Source organism: Gemmobacter caeni (assembly GCF_003054195.1).
In the GTDB taxonomy this organism is placed as follows: domain Bacteria; phylum Pseudomonadota; class Alphaproteobacteria; order Rhodobacterales; family Rhodobacteraceae; genus Gemmobacter; species Gemmobacter caeni.
This window is the reverse complement of sequence record NZ_QBKP01000002.1, coordinates 406,643-423,211: the sequence shown is the minus strand read 5'-3', so window position 1 is coordinate 423,211 and position 16,569 is coordinate 406,643. Positions and strand designations below refer to the sequence as shown.

The window sequence follows — 16,569 nt, the reverse complement described above, 5'->3', positions numbered from 1 at the left end:
AGGCCGATTCCTTGCGAGACGACCTGATGACAGAACCCGCCAACCCCGCCTTCACACCTGCCGCGCCGGACAGCCCCGACGCGGAGGCTTTTCGCGCGGTCACCGGTCTGCTTGCCACTCACGCCCTCTGGCCGACCCCGCCCGCCGCTTGGGGACGCCTCTTCGCGGCCGCGGTTGCGCTGTCGGAACTGGCGGACCCGGTCGGGTCCGATCAGGGGCCCCGGCAGGCGGCCGCGGCACGCCGACTGATGGTCCGTCTGCTCGACCGGATCTACTGGGACGTGCCGGACACACGCCCCGTGCGCACCTTCCTGCCCCTGGTCTGTGGCCGGTCACGCCTGGTGGCGAGCGCGATCACGGACGCCTCCCGCGCCCTTCTCGATGAGGGCGGGGGGCCAGACGGGGCGGCCGAGATGCTGCGGGTCCTGCGCGAGGACGAGAGCGGACGCCTTCTCGCCGGTCTGACCGGAGGGATCGGGGAGGCGGTCGCGGAGGAGGACCGTCCGGACCTGGCCGACGGGCTACGCAACCCCTATGAGCTGGCGGGCAGGCTTGACCTGATCCGGGACGGGATGTGCGAACGTATCTGTACCCTGATCAGGAGCGGGTCGGAGGAGCTCCGCCTCATGGATCGGCTCGCCGCCGCCGTCGCTCTCTGGGAGGCCTCCGCCGAGCTGCGTGGGACCGGCGGCACCCCCGCCGCGGTTCTGCGGGTCAAGCTGACGGATGAGACGGTCATGCGCGTCCTCGAGCTTCTCGGTCCGGACGCGTCCGCGGTGACCGTACCGCTCCTTCAGCCCGGTGAACGTCGCAAACGGGGCCGTCCGCCGAAACCGAAACCGATCATCGGTGATCAGAGTCCCTATCTGGCGCTTCAGCATATCGCCCTGCGCAGCCGCCCCCTGGGGGAGTCGCTGACCCGGATCCGGGACCACGTACGTTCCATCCTGGCCGGGGACATCGTGCCGATGGGTCGGAGGCGCCTGTCGCAGCCGCAGGACGTGGACCGGCTTGCCCGGACATTACGTCGGATTCAGACCGGGTCCTGACGGGTCGGCGCGGGGGGATCGCCAGGCGCACGGTTAGCTCCATCCCGTGTCGACTGCGCGCGAGTTTGCGAAAACTTATCTTGCCCCCACGCCTCCGGACAAGGATAACAGGGGTCGGCGGTCCCGCGGATCGGGGCGGTCGTCCGCGTCGCCCCGATCCGCGACACCCCCCACCCAAGGCTTGAACAAAACTCGCCGCAATCCCCTTCGTTTAGGGAGGGGTCAAGGCGTCTTCCTTTTCCCCTGACGCCGCCTTTTCCTGACGGCGCGCATCTTCTGACCGATCCGGGCCCGGTCCGGATCCGCCTGCGTCTCGACATAGGTCCGGACGACCTCAAGGGGGGCGCCGCCGCAGGAGACGACGCAGTAGCTGGGGGACCAGAAGCTGTCCCCCCAGAGGACGCGCCTGACCTCCGGCCAGCCCTGCTGGCGCAGGCGCCGGGCGGAGACCCCCTTCAGGCTGCCGACCAGTTTCGAGAGCGCGAGCTGGGGCGGGTACGAGATCAGGAGATGGATGTGATCCCCGTCCGCCTCCGCCGCCTCCACCGTCGCCCCCATGTCGGCGGCGACCGAGGTCATGACCGTCTTCAGGAGGTCCCGGACCCGGTCCGTCCGGATCGCGTCCCGCCGGTACTTGGTCGTAAGGACCAAGTGCGCGTTCAGGCGATGAACGACGTGTCGACCGGTCCTGAAATCTGACATCTTCACCCTTCCATTTCCGTGGAGGGTGAGTATATTCGCCTCATGCGAAAACTCAAGTCGTACAGGTTTCGGATCTACCCGACGGCGGAGCAGGAGGAGATGTTCCGGCGCATCGCCGGCTGCTGCCGCCTGGTCTATAACCTGGGCCTGGAACAGCGCCGGACCTTCTGGCGCCAGTACCGGGCCACGCAGGGGCGGCACATCTCCTGCGCCGGCCAGCGCCGGGAGATCAAGGACCTGAAGGCGGAGGCGGATTTCCTCAAGGAGGTCCCCGCCCACTGCCTCCAGATGGCGCTCTTCGACCTGGACAGCGCGTTCCATCGCTTCTTCGCCGGGACCGGCGGGTACCCGCGTCCGCGCCGGCGGCTCCGCAACGACAGCTTCACCTTCCCGGACCCGGAGCAGATCCGGGTGGAGGTGGGGCGCGGGGTCCTGATCCTGCCGAAGTTCGGCCGGACCGCCCGCGATAACGGCCCGATCCGGGCCGTGTTCCACCGTCAGCTGGAGGGGCGGGTCCGTCGGGTGACGATCGGACGGGACGGGACGCACTGGTACGCCAGCGTCCAGGTCGCGGTCCGGGTGCGGCGCGCGCCGAAGCCGGAGGCGCTCACGGATGCGGACGTCATCGGCGCGGACCGGGGCGCGGTCGTGCCGGTCGCCACCTCCGACGGGGCCCTCCTCGGCGCCCCGGTGGCGACGGAGCGGGACCGGCGCAAGCTCAGGCGGCTCCAGAAGCAGCTGGCCCGGACGCAGCGCGGGTCGAAACGCCGCCTGAAAGCGCTTAAGCGGCTCCGGGCGAAGACGGCGAAGCTGACGCGCCGGCGTCGGGACATGACGCATCAGATCACATCGACGCTCGCGAAAAACCACCGCGTCGTCATCCTCGAGGACCTGAAGGTTCAGGCCATGACCGCATCCGCGAAGGGGACCGAGGCGGAGCCGGGCCGGAACGTGACCCAGAAGTCGGGCCTGAACCGGGCGATCCTCGACGTGGGCTGGGGAGAGATCGAACGCCAGCTCACCTACAAGCTGGCGTGGCGCGGCGGGGTCCTGCTCAAGGTCCCGGCCGCGTACACGTCCCGCACCTGCGCCCGGTGCCTCACCGTTGACGCGGGGTCCCGCGTCAGCCGGGACCGGTTCAAGTGTACCAGCTGCGGTCACGAGGCGGACGCCGACGTGAACGCCGCGATCGAAATCCGGAGACGGGGGCTCATCGCCCTCGGACTCCGTCCCCGGCCGGAACAGCCGGGGCTGCCCGTTGAGCCCTCTGCACGAAGCACGGCGCCATGCGAGACGCGGGAAAAGGAAAAGTCAGGGACTCAGCCGCGGGGAGCGATCGCGCCGGAAACGGTGCGGGCGTGAGACGCGAGATGAGCCTGAAGCCCCGTACTTCAGTGCGGGGAGAGATTCACGGAAGATAGCATGACCCAGACCGCCCTCTCGCCCCGTGCCCAGTATTTTGATAAGATTCGCACGACCTCCAGGATCGGCATCGGAATGGAAAACCCCGCCTATGCCACCCAAGGGGTGCTGGAGGCACTCGGGGACAGGCCGGACGACGAGGTTCTCCCGCTCCTCCTCCTGATGTTCTGGATGTTCGACGAATGGGACCCGAGGGTGGACCGGGGGGACCATGACATGGGGATGATCCGGTTCCGCGAGGTCGAGGTGTACTTCAAGATCGATCAGATCAGCGAGGAGAACGTCAAGGTCACCTTCTTCCTCCTGCACGAGTTCTGATCAGCCTCCCCGGCGCGCGATACCGCGTGCCGGGACGAGCCCGCACCCGTCGCACGGACGAGCCCTAAGGCCCGTCGGGCTGGGAGCTGTCGCGCTCCTGTCGAGGACCTGCGATCGCCTGAAGGGAGGCTTCAACCAGCACCTTCGCCAGGTGGGTCAGCCTGTTTTCCGGTCGCGCCTTGCGGTCCAGGGGCTTCGGGTCGGAGATGTCAGCCCGGATCAGCGTGAGGTCTGGATCGGCGCCGATCTGGCGCGAAACCGCTTCGAGGTGGCGATCCAGATAATCGGCAGGGTTTGCCGCGAGCGTGGAATCGTCCATCGGTTTTCCGTCCGTGACGTGCAGGATCGTGGCGCCGCCAAGCTGGCGCCCGCGCTCGGCCGCCCAGAGCAGAGCCTCGCCATCCACGTTCTCTTTCAGGAAGCCCTCCATCAACATGAGGTCGAGCAGTGCGGGGTTCCAGGGTTCCGCAGCATCCTTGTAGATGACGTGGCGCAGCTCACAGAGCCTTCCGGGCCCCTGCGGACGCCCTCCCAGGATCCAGTCCTCCCGCGCCCGGCCCCCCTTCCAGCTTCGGGTGGTGAAGCCCAGAACCTCGAACGGGATGCCCGCCTGGTCGAGCGCGTCCCCCATCTCTCCGATCAAGCCGATCAGCGCGGCGACGCTTTGGCCCCGCATCGAGCCGGAGTTGTCCAGGAGCAGGATGAGCGGCCGTGACATCGGACTGTCCGGCAAGGCGGCCCTGAGGACATCGAGAGACGCGCGGGCCTCCACTCTGCTCGCTTCATCCCAGTAGGCGTCGCTGTCCAGAGACAGGCTGTCGCGCGCACCCCGCATAGCCATGTGCCTTGCCGGATCTGAGGCGAGAAGATCCACCGCCCAGACGACCTCGTCATGCGCCCTCGTAAAGACCTGATAGGCGGGCGGGGCGGGCTCCGCGGTGAGCCCCTCCTCCTCCGGCGCGACGAGCTCCAGACCGGCCGGGGCCGCCTCGATCGCGTCAAGGGTCACGGTGACCCGATGATGCCCGGCCGCCTCGTTGTCGTGCCCGGCCGCCCAGTCCGCGTGGCGCTGCGACCCGTCCCGGTGCGGGTTCGCCCAGAACGGGGTCTCCGCCCGGCAGGCGCGGGCCCCGTTCCGGTACGCCTCCGTCAGCTCATAAAGGGTGTCCCCGATCAGAAGCGTGTTCGTCCGGCTTTTCGGCATGCGACCCCCCCCGTTTTCATCATCCGGATCACCCTACACCGGAGCTTGCGAAAAGGGAACACGGGGGCGGTCTCCCGCCCCCGAAAAACCCTCAGGCCGCCTCCGCAGCGCGCGCCTTCGCGCGCGATGCGGACCAGGCCTTCCCGGCCCGGCGCATCCCGATCAGCTCGGTGATCAGCGGGCGGATCTGCGCCCGGCGGGACTGCGCCTCCGGGTCCCCGCCCGGGGCCCGGGTCCGGCGCGCGAGCCCGGTCTGGACCTCGGCGAGGCGGCGAAGCGTGTCGCGCAGCGCCTCCCGGAAAGAGAGGTAGTCCGCGCGGGACTGAAGCCCGAGCGCCTCCGCGAAGAACGCGTCAGGCGCCGAGCCCCCGTCCCAGGCGCGCAGGAGCGTCGCCTGATAGCCGTAGAAGAGGCTCAGGATCTGAGAGGGGGTCAGCTCCGGGGTCACCGGGGTGAAGAGGGTCTTGGTCTTGGTCATGATGTCCGTTCCTTTCATGTGATGGACGTTACGAGTTTCGCGGGTCAGCCCCGCTCGAGACGGGCGAGCTCCGCGCGGAGCTGCCCGATCCGGCCCTCACGGGCCGCGGCCGCCTTGGCGGCCTCCGCCGCCTCCCGCGTCCTGCGCAGGGCGGTGATGGCCGCCTCCCGCTCCGGCGGCCCCATCCAGAGCCAGCAGAGCTCGAGCTCCCGGGTCTCCGTGTCGAAGCAGCCGCGGCAGGAGGTGTCCTGGATGACCCGGAGCTTGTCCCCCCAGGTCTCCCAGCGGTGGACCCCGTAGGCGGCGTGGACCCCCATCAGGCGGCACCAGTCCGAGAAGAGGTCGGAGACCCGCTCGTCGACCCAGTCCCTCGCGGACAGGGCCAGCTCGATCGACGCCTGATCGAGCGGGCGCGCCCCGGTCCCCATGCAGGACGCGCAGGCGGGATCGGCGCATCCGGTCTCCTCGAGGAGATCTGAACAGGCGGGGCAGTCTCTGAAATCACTCATGGGGTCCCTTTCTGGGGCTGACAGGTTGACGGGGGTGAGGTGAGGAGCGGCAGCCGGTGATCGCGGGCACCCACAAAGGCGGGCGGGGCGATCCGGACGTGGCGGGGCGATCAGGCACGCCCTCCGGACCGGCGGGCCGGGCCCAGAGCGGGAGCCGTTTGAGAAAGGGGGGCGCCTCAGAGCGCCGGATCGGGCCCACCCCGATCGCGGTCAGGACCGGGGACCCGTCGAAATCGGGCGGCTCCACATGGCCGCTGTCGATGATCGCGATATGGGGCAGGGGGGTCGCGGAGAGCCGGTCGAGGAGACGCAGCATCTCCGCGTGGGATCCGCCGTTCAGGCAGACCTTCGTCCCGGGACGCAGCCGTGCATAGGCGCTGGCCCGCGGGTCATCATGCTGAAGAGCGTGGAGGAGCGTGTCTGTGTAGGCGTGTCCGGACTGGGCGTGCGCCTTTCCGTCGGACATCCGGATGTCGCTGCGCAGGATCGCGTAGAGCCGGAGCTCGGCCGCGTCCGCTTCAGGCGTTCCAGGAACCTACAACATCTCGCTTCTCTTTCTGTCCGGGGGTCCGGACCCTGATTCTGGTGGCGGCCGACGGGGTTCGAACCCGCGCATCCGATTTTAGAGATCGTTGCTCTGCCATCCGAGCTCCGGCCCCATGCCCGTCAAGCTAAGGGACCGTCTTGCGAAATTCAATACCGAATCGCCCCTCATGTGGTGGTGAGCGTGAAATAGGTGATGTGCTGACCGATCTTCACGAAATAGGTGAGCGTCACGCCCGGGTCCCGGGTGGCGCGGAGGCGGAGCTGGATCCGGTCCCCGTTGCGGACCGCGACCGCGAAGGAGGGACCGGTCTGCACCCCGCTCCCGTTCACGGCCGGCCCGTAGGCGTCGACGAAGTCGGCGAAGTACGGCGATGCCGGGTCGATCCGCCCGATCGGAACATTATATCCGCCAGCATTGGCGGATCCGTTGATCAGGACCCGGCTGTCATAATTGAAGGAGCAGCAGCCCCCGTTCGGGTCCGACCAGCCGAGGCCGACCACCCCGACCACCAGCGCCTCCGTCCGGGTATGCGGGATCCCCGAGAGGGTGATCTGCGGCGAGGTCCAGTACCCGCTCGCCGCCACGGTCCCGTTCGGGAAGCTGAACGGGTCGACCGGGGTCGCGTTATTGCAGACGTGCTGCATGTAGACGCCCCGCTGGCCGGGCGTCCCCTGGATGATCGTGACCCGCTCGCCCCCCTTCCCGGGGCCGCAGGGGGGGATCATGTTGGCGTAACTGCTCGGGTTCCCGGTATACTGGGGGAATCTGGTCTGTATCTCCAGACCGCCCGCCTCATAATCCGTCATGCTGGGTCCCTGCCAGACGATCATGACCCCGTCCATGTACTCCCAGGCCCAGATGTCCCGGGTGCAGCTCTCAACCGTCATCCCGGGACGTGGGGCGGCCAGGAAGGCGGCGCCCCCCTGGCTCCACTCCTGGGGCGTGGAAAGCGGGATCATCACGGAGGCGCCGTTCCCGTTCGTCACCTGACGGCAGACCCCGTGCGCCGTGATCGTCTCGCGCTCGCCCGGCTCAATCCGCGCCTGCGTCTGGGCGAGGGCGGCCACGGGCGACAGGAGGAGGCAGGCGAGAAGGAGGGCGCGGATCATTCGGGTCATCCTCTATCGGAGCTCATTCATTGTAGTTGAGAAATTTGCGAATTTCCATTATCCTTACGCGTCGGTCCGCAGAAGGAGACGACCTTGCGACGCCTGCTGATCACGCTTCTCTTGAGCCTCCCCGCGCCGCTCCTCGCCGCCCCAGCCCCGACCGGACAGACCTGCCTGATCCGGGGTGAGGTGCTGGACGTCTCCGCCCGGGACGTCGCCCGCGACCCGGACTGGGCCCGCAGCTTCGGCGTGTCGGAAACGGTCATCTACACGGACGTGACGATCCGGCCGGTCGAGATCTCCCAGCTGGCGGACGGGTTCAGCCCCTCCTGCATCGGGGAGACCCAAACCTTCCAGCTGGACGGGGAGGCGCCACCCGTCGGCGCCTGCATCCGCGCCACCGCCATCTTCTCCGGGGACGAGTTCCGGATCGGCACCTGGCTCACCGGGGTCGAGCCGGCCCCCTGCGACTGATCAGCCGATCAGGCGCAGATGGGTGACCGGGACCGGGCCGGTCAGCCAGACCCCGTTGTCCGCCCGGAAAAACGGTCGCCCCAGGGCGTGAAGCGCCCCCGCCCCCACCTCGAGCAGGACCGGGCTGCCGTGGCGCGCCCCGACCCGTCGGGCCACCTCCTCCGTCTCCGACAGGTGCACGTGCTGGCGTCGCCCCGGAAGCAGCCCGTCCCGGAAGATCCCGGAGAGGTTCCGGCTGGCGGTCCCGTGCAGGAGCAGCGCAGGAGGGGCCACGGGGTCGAGCTGAAGGTCCACTGCGACCGAGTGCCCCTGGGCGGCCCGGATCCGCCGCCCGTCCGGGCTGAGGGTGAACCGCCCCTTCTCGTCCGCCGCCACGATCGCGAGGAGCTCCTCGCGGGTCGTCCGTCGTCCGACCGCAGCGAGCCCCCTCAGCAGGTCGTCCACCGGGGCCCAGCCCCCGGGCGCCAGGGTCAGTCCCAGAAGCGCCGGCTCATGCCGGAGCGCGCGGGCGATCATGCGGGGGGTGCGGGACATGCGGGTGCCTTTCGGATTCCCCTTTTCGCATAGCATAGCAGCTTGCATTTCAGAATAGTAATAGTATTTCTGTCATGGATTTTCTCAGGAGTCGGACATGAGCGATACGGCGGGACGGTGCGGCTGGGTCGCGCGCGGGGACGAGGACGAGGCGGCCGAGGTCGTCGGGCTCCCGGCCCGGGGGGTTTACGAAACCTGGGGGCTGATCGGCTGGCCGCTCGAGCTGGGGTCGGCGGAGCCAGACTACGGTCCGCTCGACGAGTCGGACCCGTTCACGCTTGAGGAGGACGAGGAGGAGATGTTCATCCTGCGCGTCGAGGCGCGCGCGGGGGAGGAGCTCCTCGACGTGGTCGACCGGCTCCACAACGCCTACATGCTGACCTGCAAGCGTCGCCACCTCTTGCCCCGGACCTACTTCTTCGAGGGGTTCGACGGACGCTGCGTTATGGTCGGGACCTGACTCAGGAGATCCGGGCGGGCAGGGGGACCTCCCCCGCCTCGAGGATCCGGCGCACGACCCGCTCATCCGCGGTCAGGACCCGCGCGAGCTCCGGCCGCGCGCGCAGCAGCTCCTGCGCGGGCAGGGCCGCCAGGGTCCCCCGCGGCGCGACCCGGGCCCAGTCCGGCACCGGCGCCCCCGCAAGCCGTTTCGGGTCCGCCCCGCCGCCCCCCTCCAGCAGGATCCGGGCGAGCGCGAGGTCCGCCGCGGTGGCGTGCCGGGTCGGAATGATGCGGACCCGGCGCTTGAACTCAGCGTAGAGGCACTCGCCCGCCTCCCAGGACCCGGGGCGGCAGGCCCCCTCATAGGTCCAGTGGCAGCCGCCGATCTCGGCGCAGCCGTTCTGTCCGGTCCAGTGGTCGGAGGCGCGCAGGACCCGGTCCCCGAGGTCCCAGTAGACGGAGCGGCCGGGGGAGACGAAGTCCGGCTCCCGGTCCGGCGGGGCGGCGGGGCGGAATTGCGCCCGGGTCCGCTGGTGGAACGTATCGAAGCCGATCGGCGGCTCCGGCTCAAAGGCGGGCCCGTCCCGCCGGCAGATCATCCTGTTCATCGCGCCTGCGAATATCCGAATCATCATCGAACATCAATCTCCTGGGGACGGCGCGACCCCTTTCGTTGATCGGGCGTGTCATGCGCGCTACAGAGGGGAAGCCCCCTTTTTCGCAGGGGCGGACAGGAGCCCCCGCATGGACGTGACCCCGCTCATCGCCTTCGCGGCGATCCTTCTGCTCGTCATCGCCGTCTCCGAGCCGGTCGCGGTGCGGACCCGGACCCCGTTCGCGCTGGTCCTGACCGGGGTCGGCGCCCTGATGGGCCTGGTCCTGTCCGGGGCGGGGCAGGGGGCGCCGCTGATCCGCCCGCCCCCGTCCGGGCTCTTCCTGGAGCTGTTCCTGCCGGCCCTGATCTTCCAGGCGGCCCTCTCGACCGAGGTCAGGCGGATGCTGGAGGACGGGGTCCCGATCCTGATCCTGGCGGTCCTCGCCGTGGTGGTGGCGACCGCCCTCATCGGCCTCGCGATCGCGCCGGTGGCCGGGATGCCGCTCCTGGCCTGCCTCCTGCTGGCCGCGCTCGTCTCCACGACGGACCCGTCCGCGGTGATCGGGATCTTCCGGTCGATCAACGCGCCGGCCCGGCTCGTCCGGCTGGTGGAGGGGGAGTCCCTCCTGAACGACGCGACCGCCATCGCCCTCTTCGGGGTGTTCCTGCTCGCCCTCGGGTCCGGTGCGGACGCCCCGGACCTGCTCAGCGCGGCCCTCTCCCTGCCGATCCCGCTGATCGGCGGCACCCTCCTCGGGGTGGTCGCCGCGATCGCGCTCCTGGCCGCGCTGCGCCTGACGCGGGAGCTGCCGAGCGCGCAGGTCACCCTGACCCTCGCGGCCCCCTTCGTCGCGAGCCTGCCCGCGGAGCCGCTCGGGGTCTCCGGGGTGGTCTCCGCCTTCGCGGCCGGGGCGGTCCTCAACCTGGCCGGACCGGCCCGGGTCGGGCCGGACGGGTGGGAGCTGATCTGTCGGGTCTGGGGGGTGATCGCGCACTGGGTGGGCGCCGCCATCTTCCTCCTGGCCGCCCTGATGATCCCGACCCTGCTGACCGGGTTCGGCTGGGCGGAGGCGGGGGTGACGCTCCTCATCGCGGCGGCCGCGCTCCTCGCCCGCGCGGTCATCCTCTGGGGGGCGCTGCCGGCGCTCGCCCTGGTCGGGGCCGGGGTCCCGATCCCGAACCGGTTCCGGTCCGCCCTCCTGTGGGGCGGGCTGCGGGGCGCAATGACGCTGGCGCTGGCGCTCGCCGTCCTCGAGTCCCCGCGCGTCCCGGACGAGCTTGCGGGCCGGATCGGGGCGCTGGCCACCGGCTACGTGCTGCTGACCCTGGTCCTTCAGGGGGGGACCCTGCGGTGGCTCGTCCGCCGTCTCCGGATCGACCGGCTGAGCCCGATCGACCAGGCTCTCGCCCGCGAGGCGGTCGCGGTCGCGCTCCAGACGGCCCGGGAGGAGGTGTCCGACGAGGGGCGGGCACGCGGGGTGGACCCGGAGGTGCTGCGCCGGGAGGCCCGGCTCCTCGGGGAGCGGGAGCGGGCCGCGGTCGCGGAGGCGGACCGGTCGGAGGGGGTGAGCGAGCGGGACCGGGTCACGCTGGGGCTGATCGCGCTGGCGGGCCGGGAGCGGGACCTGGTAATCGCGGCTCGCCGTCTCGGCCGGGTCCCGCCCGGCCTTCACCAGCGACTCCTGGGGGAGTGCGACCGGCTCCTCGAGCTCACCCGGTCCGCCGGCCGCGCCGGGTACCGGCGCGCCTACCGGTCCGGTCTCCGGGGCCCCTGGGCCCTGCGGGCCTCCTGGCTCCTGCATGAGCGGCTTCGGATCAGCGGGCCCCTCGAGCGGGTTCTCGAGTCCCGGTTCGAGCTCCTGATCGCGCAGGCGGGGCTCCTCGAGGAGCTTCACCCGTTCATCGACGGGCGGATCCGCCGGATCCACGGGAGGCGGGTGACCGCACTCCTGCACGCGCTGGTCGACCGGCGCGTGCAGGAGACCCGGGAGGCGCTGGACGCGCTCCGGGTCCAGCTCCCGGGCTACGCGGAGGAGACGGAGGCGCGATGGGTGCGCCGCACCGCGCTCGAGGTAGAGGAGCGGGAGTACCGCGCCCTGCATGAGGACCGGCTTCTGGACCAGGAGCTGCATGACCGGCTTCTGGGCGAGCTCGAACGGCGGCGGGGGGAGCTGGACCGGCCGCCCCGGCTCGACCTGATGGCCAGAAAGGCGGCCCTCCTGCGCGGGATGCCGGCCCTGTCCGGCCTGCCGGACCCGGAGATCCGGAGACTCGCCCGGCGCCTCCACCTGCGCCGGATGAGCCCCGGGGACCTGCTCCATCGCCGGGACGACCCGCCGGGCCGGGTGCACCTGATCGGGTCCGGGGCCGTCTCGGTCAGCGCACGAACCGGCGCCTACAAGCTCGGGCCGGGGGAGATGTTCGGGCACATCTCCGTCCTGACCCGGTCCCCGCGCCGGATCGAGGTCCGGGCCCTCACCCACGGGACCCTGTTCCGCCTGGACGAGGACCGGCTTCGCGCCCTGATGAGGCACTGTCCGATCCTGCGGGAGCACGTCCTCGAACGAGCCCGAAAGCTCGGGGTGGATCCGGAGAGCCTTTCCCCGCACCGGGAGGGCAGGGGTCTCTTTTGGCGGGTGCGAGCGGGGGCCCGTGCAGACCTGACGCGCCTGATGAATTCCGAAAAGGATGATGGTGCAGCCAGATCGGGATGATGATGATTAGAAATCGGGATGAGCGGACCTGGCCAGAACGAGCGGACATGAGCTCCCCCGGTCCGCTGCGCCGGTGAGGCATCCCGGAGATCGGACCGCTCGGTCCGGGCGTGTCTGCGCCCCGAAACGCCCCTTCGCCGTCTCGAGGCCCCTGAACAAACATGGGCGTTCCGGTCCATCAGGTCGGGCGCCGCAGTCTGGAGCTGCGCCCGATCCGGACCGCCAGCGTCCGGTCCTGATGGGCGTGTCGATGACTGGTTGGCACGTCCCAGCGAATGATCATCCGTCTCGGGATCAGGACCCCGGACCCGCGTGGGGGCTGAACCGGATCCGGGGTCCCGATCACCATCCCTCCTGTCCGCCCTGTTCTCGGTCCGGGCGATCGGTGAGCTGTCCGCCGGGAGCTCTGGACATCCCGCTCCGGATGATCCGAGGCGTTGCGGACGCCTGAGAGGGTCTTGGCCGTCCCAGAACGGGCGGGGCGCTCGTGAGGAGGCGGGTGCGATGATCGTTCATAGAGAAAGTTTAGGTCTTCCTCGGTTATTGAACGAGGCGCCATAGCCCGTGCGGGGTCCGGAGGGCCGGACACGAGACCCGCCCGGAAGCGTCACGGCGTCACGGTCGTCACAGCCTGTGTGACACCCCGCTGTGACACCCCTAACCTTTTGAAAAGCATTATATTTATTTATATTTATGAGACGTGTCACAAAAAGAAAGATATATGTTCACGCATACGCGCCTACGCGCCCATACAGGCGCGCACGCAGGCCTGCGCATACGACAGACATATTTCCGGATTCTCGCGTGACGCTGTGACGGACTGAAAACAAAGGGTTTTTCCGTCACAACACCCTTTGCAGAGCAAGCTCTGTGACGGAGATTTCGCGTTTTCGCCCCTCACCTCCATGCTTGGGGCAGTATGGGAGGACGATCATGGTTCAGTTTCGCAGTTATGCGGCGAGCGAGGCGGCCGCCTTTCACCGGGTGCGTGACCGGTTTGGGGCCTTCTCGAACATGGCCGCTGGCTACCCGGTCCGGTTCGGCGGGGTGGAGGCCCCCTCGAGCGAGGCGCTCTACCAGGCGCTGCGCTTTCCGGACCTGCCCGGGTTCCAGGGGGAGATCCTAAGCGCGACCAGTCCGATCCTCGCGAAGCGCCACGCCTATACCCGGATCAGGGAGAGCAGGTCCGACTGGGAGGCCGTGAAGGTGAACGTGATGCGTTTCGTGCTCCGGGCGAAGTTCGGAGCCCACCAGTCGAGGCTTCTTCCGGTTCTGGCCGAGACCGGTGAGCGCCCGATCGTCGAGATCTCCCACCGGGACGACTTCTGGGGTGCGAGGCCGGAGGGGGGCCGTCTCCACGGCCGCAACGTCCTGGGCCGCCTTCTGATGGAGCTGCGGCTCGAACTCGCCGCGCATCCGATCGGAGCGCCGCTCCTGGTGGCGCCCCGGTTCGCGCGGGCGTCCCTGCTCGGGTCCGAGCTCGGACCCGAGCGGGTCGGGGACATCGCTGCGGAGCCCGACACCGGCCCGTTTCTTCTGTAGCCGCCGAAGAAAGCCTTTCCTTTTTTCACATACCGTTGTCATCCTTGCGAGTAAGGGAGAGGGTTCACCATGGATCTCGCGCGTCAGATCAATCCAGACTTCGTTGTTGACCCGTTCGCCGCCACCCCGCGCCACGGGGCGGACGCCCCCTGGGTGGTCCGGGACATGCTGGATGAGGGCCGCCTTCTGAGGGGGCCCATCCCGCACTATGACGCTATGCGGGTCCTGCTGACCGAACCCGGACATCTGGTGATACGCGCGGATCAGGACCCGAATCTCGTTGTCACGGGACGCTCCTTCGCCTCAAACCACATGAGCGCCTCCCCGGTCGACGCGACCCCCGCGCTCAGTTTGCTGGAGATGCAGGACTTCGTGGACCTCCTTGAGGAGGAGTTCGGCCCCGGACCGGTCTCATCGCGGATTCTCGGGATCCTGGATCAGCAGGGGGACCCACGTGCCCAGAGGCTGGTCCTTTACACGTCCCTCTGGTCTTCCCCGGACGAGAACGGAAAGCGCCCCGAGGCGCGGCTCCAGATCAGCAAGGACGATCTGATGGGCTGGCTCGAGGCCCGGCGCCCGGAGATCTACGAAGAGCTCAACTACCGGATGAGCCCTCCGGGCCCGTCCATCACCGACTGAGGACATCATGGCGAAATTTCAGATCACGCTCGACGTCGAGGTCCCGGACGGTGCCACCCCGGGTCCGGAGCATCTCTATGCCGTTCTGGAGGGGGCCTTGGACGCTGCCGCCAAGGACCCGTCCGAGCTTTTGGCGCAGATCAGGCAGGCGGAGCCGGGACGCGACTGGGTGATCCGGTCCGAGACCGGTCCGGGCCTGATCCTGACCGATCAGGGGACCTGGTTCGCCTGCACCCCTGAAACGGTCCCCGATACGGCCCTTCACGGCGCCGATGCGGGACAGATGATCGCCCTCAAAGAGGGGCAGATCTGGTGCCGGCGTGACCTGATCTCCGGGGAGGCGGTGATCGCGGATCTGCACTCAGACGACCGGTTTATTGATCTTCAGGTCGACATCCGACCCTTCCTCGAGACGGCGACCGCCGACGAGATCAACGAGCTGATCGCGGAGGACTGGGCCTATGCGGAATCCGCGGACCGGGTCGCCTACGCGCTGGAGGCGGCCGGGGACCCGGCCGCGAACCGGCTCTTCTGGTATCTCGGCCTGAACCCGCGCGGGATCGGGAACGAGCAGGTCGGGTTCGGCCTGCGGGCGGAGGGCGGAGACGCGTTGCGATGGCTGAGTGAGAATCGGGCGGAAATCATTTCTCATCTGGACATTGAAGAGGGGCCTGACGGCCCCTGAGGAGAGCAAGATGACCCATATCATCCCAAAGAACGCGCCGGAGCCGCGCGGGAACGGGCGGATCCGCCGGTCCCTCCCGGCCCTCGGCTTGGTCGCCGCGGCGATCTCCGGCTTCACCTCACAGTCCGGCGGCTCCGAACCTGTCCCGGCCCCGGAACGGGTCGCGGCCGTCGTCACCGTCCCGATGATCGTACAGGAGGCGACCCTTCTGCACTTTGCCAGGGCGCAGGGGATCGGGGACGCGATCCGAGAGACCGGGATCCCCTTCACCGATCCGATCAATGCGCGTCTCGAGGAGATCCGCGAGATCGTCGAGGAGGGCCGGACGGAGGCGACCGCCTATCGGGTGGATATGGCCTATTCCGCCGGGTATCTGGACGCGCTTGAGGGGGGATGGGACCTCAATCGGCTCGAAAATTACACGGAGTCGATCTTCCGTACGGAGCGGGGGATCCTCGAGCTTTCGGATCAGGCGACCCTGCGCTGGTCTGAACATCTTGGCCTAGAGGAGGGGCGCGCCCTCGTCACCGGGACCATCGCCCTGACGGTCGCGCAGGACCCCTACGAGCCGATCTGGTCCGGAAGCGTCGAGGAGGGGCCGCACCGTGGCGCCGCCTTTGTGGAGGTGTCGACCTCGGTCCGGCTGATCTTGGACGAGATGCATGAGGCCGCATACGTGCCTTCGCTCCCGCGACACGAGCTTGAGGCCCGGTCCGAGACGGAAGATCCGTTCCAGGGGGTACCCCCATTTAGCGCCTGCGGGATGGAGATCTGATCGATGGTCAATGGATATATGCTCTTCGCCGCGGACACCCCGATTGTCGGGCTGGACCCGCACCCGGCCTACGCGCCGGACGCGGCGCCGGAGGCGTTCGGAGCGATCGTATGGGCCCGCCTCTATCACGTGAACCCGGATCGGACCGAGCTGGAACGGGAGGCGCTCGAGGACCTTCAGGCGGCGCGCGACGCCGTTGAGGCGGGTGACCTCGAGGACTGGTCGGAGGAGCCCGATGAGGTGTTCCCGGTGACCGTCTCGGAAACGGGGGTCCTCACCGTGATGGACCCGGACGGACAATACGTGATGGCGGAGTACGCGCCCGCGGACGTCTACGGGGCGTTCGGGATGAGCTGCCCGGAGGTCCTGCCAGATCAGAGGGCGGAGGCCTGGGCCGTCATCCGGTCGCAGCTGGAGGCGCTTGCGGGGCAGCTCCGGAAGGCCGGAGCGGAGCGCGTGGAGACGGAATACCTTCTTGAGGACGGGATCGCCGGCTTGCAGGATCTACGGGCCTATGCTGCGGACGGGGCCGAGGTGGAGACGGACTTTGAGGCCGGCCAGCTGCCGCCGCTCGTCTTCCGCTCGGAGTTCGGCAAGCTGACCCTGGCCCCGAACGAGGGACAGGGCTCCTTCAACGAGCACGCCGAGATCGTCTTCGAATCCCTCGCGGAATTCATTCTCGACGAGCCGGGACGTGTCGTGGACCGGATCGGGATCCGGCTCTCCTCGGACGGGACGATCGGGGTCGAGGTGGAGTCGGCGGTGACCAGCACATGGACCCCGCCGGTCGCCGAAACGGCCCCGAACGAGGACGGCCCCTGCGGCCCCTAGC

At 69.1% G+C, this 16,569-nt stretch carries 19 protein-coding genes; 11 read left to right on the top strand and 8 right to left on the bottom strand.

Features of this window, described 5'->3' with window-relative positions:
* The first annotated feature begins 26 nt into the window (after positions 1-26).
* A complete protein-coding gene (locus tag C8N34_RS05075; RefSeq protein ID WP_108128067.1) occupies positions 27-1,049 on the top strand; it encodes a hypothetical protein in 1,023 nt (340 codons plus the stop codon).
* Between the two features lie 222 nt (positions 1,050-1,271).
* Here the strand turns inward: C8N34_RS05075 and tnpA are convergent, their stop codons facing one another.
* Positions 1,272-1,751, bottom strand: coding sequence for an IS200/IS605 family transposase (gene tnpA / locus C8N34_RS05070; RefSeq protein WP_211317723.1), 480 nt, complete (start codon positions 1,749-1,751; stop codon positions 1,272-1,274).
* Positions 1,752-1,793: 42 nt separating this feature from the next.
* On the opposite strand from tnpA, the gene C8N34_RS05065 reads away from it, so the two are divergent.
* On the top strand, positions 1,794-3,113 hold the full coding sequence (locus tag C8N34_RS05065) for an RNA-guided endonuclease InsQ/TnpB family protein (RefSeq protein ID WP_108128066.1): 1,320 nt from the start codon (positions 1,794-1,796) through the stop codon (positions 3,111-3,113).
* Positions 3,114-3,173: 60 nt separating this feature from the next.
* The gene (locus C8N34_RS05060) at positions 3,174-3,491 is read left to right on the top strand and encodes a hypothetical protein (RefSeq protein WP_108128065.1); all 318 of its coding nucleotides are present in this window, start codon (positions 3,174-3,176) and stop codon (positions 3,489-3,491) included.
* Positions 3,492-3,555: 64 nt separating this feature from the next.
* On the opposite strand, the gene C8N34_RS05055 is transcribed toward C8N34_RS05060, so the two are convergent.
* The 5 genes from C8N34_RS05055 to C8N34_RS05035 form a co-directional block, all read right to left on the bottom strand.
* Entirely contained in the window at positions 3,556-4,695 is a 1,140-nt protein-coding gene (locus C8N34_RS05055) for a cobaltochelatase CobT-related protein (protein WP_108128064.1), read from the bottom strand.
* A 91-nt stretch (positions 4,696-4,786) separates the two neighbouring features.
* On the bottom strand, positions 4,787-5,173 hold the full coding sequence (locus C8N34_RS05050; protein ID WP_108128063.1) for a hypothetical protein: 387 nt from the start codon (positions 5,171-5,173) through the stop codon (positions 4,787-4,789).
* Positions 5,174-5,217: 44 nt separating this feature from the next.
* Positions 5,218-5,682 carry a hypothetical protein gene (locus C8N34_RS05045; protein WP_108128062.1) on the bottom strand — a complete coding sequence of 155 codons (465 nt, stop codon included), beginning with the start codon at positions 5,680-5,682 and terminating at the stop codon, positions 5,218-5,220.
* Complete coding sequence (locus tag C8N34_RS27280; RefSeq protein WP_422387672.1) at positions 5,675-6,169, bottom strand: peptidyl-tRNA hydrolase; 495 nt, start codon at positions 6,167-6,169, stop codon at positions 5,675-5,677. The genes C8N34_RS05045 and C8N34_RS27280 overlap by 8 nt, the downstream gene beginning before the upstream one ends.
* 224 nt (positions 6,170-6,393) lie before the next feature.
* On the bottom strand, positions 6,394-7,338 hold the full coding sequence (locus C8N34_RS05035) for a hypothetical protein (protein WP_108128060.1): 945 nt from the start codon (positions 7,336-7,338) through the stop codon (positions 6,394-6,396).
* A gap of 93 nt (positions 7,339-7,431) precedes the next feature.
* On the opposite strand from C8N34_RS05035, the gene C8N34_RS05030 reads away from it, so the two are divergent.
* Positions 7,432-7,812, top strand: a complete 381-nt coding sequence (locus C8N34_RS05030; RefSeq protein WP_108128059.1) for a hypothetical protein — start codon at positions 7,432-7,434, stop codon at positions 7,810-7,812.
* On the opposite strand, the gene C8N34_RS05025 is transcribed toward C8N34_RS05030, so the two are convergent.
* A complete protein-coding gene (locus C8N34_RS05025) occupies positions 7,813-8,346 on the bottom strand; it encodes an RNA 2'-phosphotransferase (protein ID WP_108128058.1) in 534 nt (177 codons plus the stop codon).
* A gap of 97 nt (positions 8,347-8,443) precedes the next feature.
* Here C8N34_RS05025 and C8N34_RS05020 point away from each other — a divergent pair, with 97 nt between their 5' ends.
* Entirely contained in the window at positions 8,444-8,806 is a 363-nt protein-coding gene (locus C8N34_RS05020; RefSeq protein ID WP_108128057.1) for a hypothetical protein, read from the top strand.
* 1 nt (position 8,807) lies between these two features.
* On the opposite strand, the gene C8N34_RS26265 is transcribed toward C8N34_RS05020, so the two are convergent.
* Positions 8,808-9,422 carry a hypothetical protein gene (locus C8N34_RS26265; protein WP_158640751.1) on the bottom strand — a complete coding sequence of 205 codons (615 nt, stop codon included), beginning with the start codon at positions 9,420-9,422 and terminating at the stop codon, positions 8,808-8,810.
* Positions 9,423-9,531: 109 nt separating this feature from the next.
* On the opposite strand from C8N34_RS26265, the gene C8N34_RS05010 reads away from it, so the two are divergent.
* The 6 genes from C8N34_RS05010 to C8N34_RS04985 all read left to right on the top strand — a co-directional run bounded on the left by C8N34_RS05010 (position 9,532) and on the right by C8N34_RS04985 (position 16,568).
* The gene (locus tag C8N34_RS05010) at positions 9,532-12,096 is read left to right on the top strand and encodes a cation:proton antiporter domain-containing protein (protein ID WP_108128056.1); all 2,565 of its coding nucleotides are present in this window, start codon (positions 9,532-9,534) and stop codon (positions 12,094-12,096) included.
* A 933-nt stretch (positions 12,097-13,029) separates the two neighbouring features.
* Positions 13,030-13,638 carry an NADAR family protein gene (locus C8N34_RS05005; RefSeq protein WP_108128055.1) on the top strand — a complete coding sequence of 203 codons (609 nt, stop codon included), beginning with the start codon at positions 13,030-13,032 and terminating at the stop codon, positions 13,636-13,638.
* 69 nt (positions 13,639-13,707) lie between these two features.
* Positions 13,708-14,277, top strand: coding sequence for a hypothetical protein (locus tag C8N34_RS05000; RefSeq protein ID WP_108128054.1), 570 nt, complete (start codon positions 13,708-13,710; stop codon positions 14,275-14,277).
* Between the two features lie 7 nt (positions 14,278-14,284).
* Positions 14,285-14,962, top strand: a complete 678-nt coding sequence (locus C8N34_RS04995; RefSeq protein WP_108128053.1) for a hypothetical protein — start codon at positions 14,285-14,287, stop codon at positions 14,960-14,962.
* A 10-nt stretch (positions 14,963-14,972) separates the two neighbouring features.
* On the top strand, positions 14,973-15,737 hold the full coding sequence (locus C8N34_RS04990) for a hypothetical protein (RefSeq protein ID WP_108128052.1): 765 nt from the start codon (positions 14,973-14,975) through the stop codon (positions 15,735-15,737).
* A gap of 3 nt (positions 15,738-15,740) precedes the next feature.
* Complete coding sequence (locus C8N34_RS04985) at positions 15,741-16,568, top strand: hypothetical protein (protein WP_108128051.1); 828 nt, start codon at positions 15,741-15,743, stop codon at positions 16,566-16,568.
* Position 16,569 lies beyond the last annotated feature (1 nt).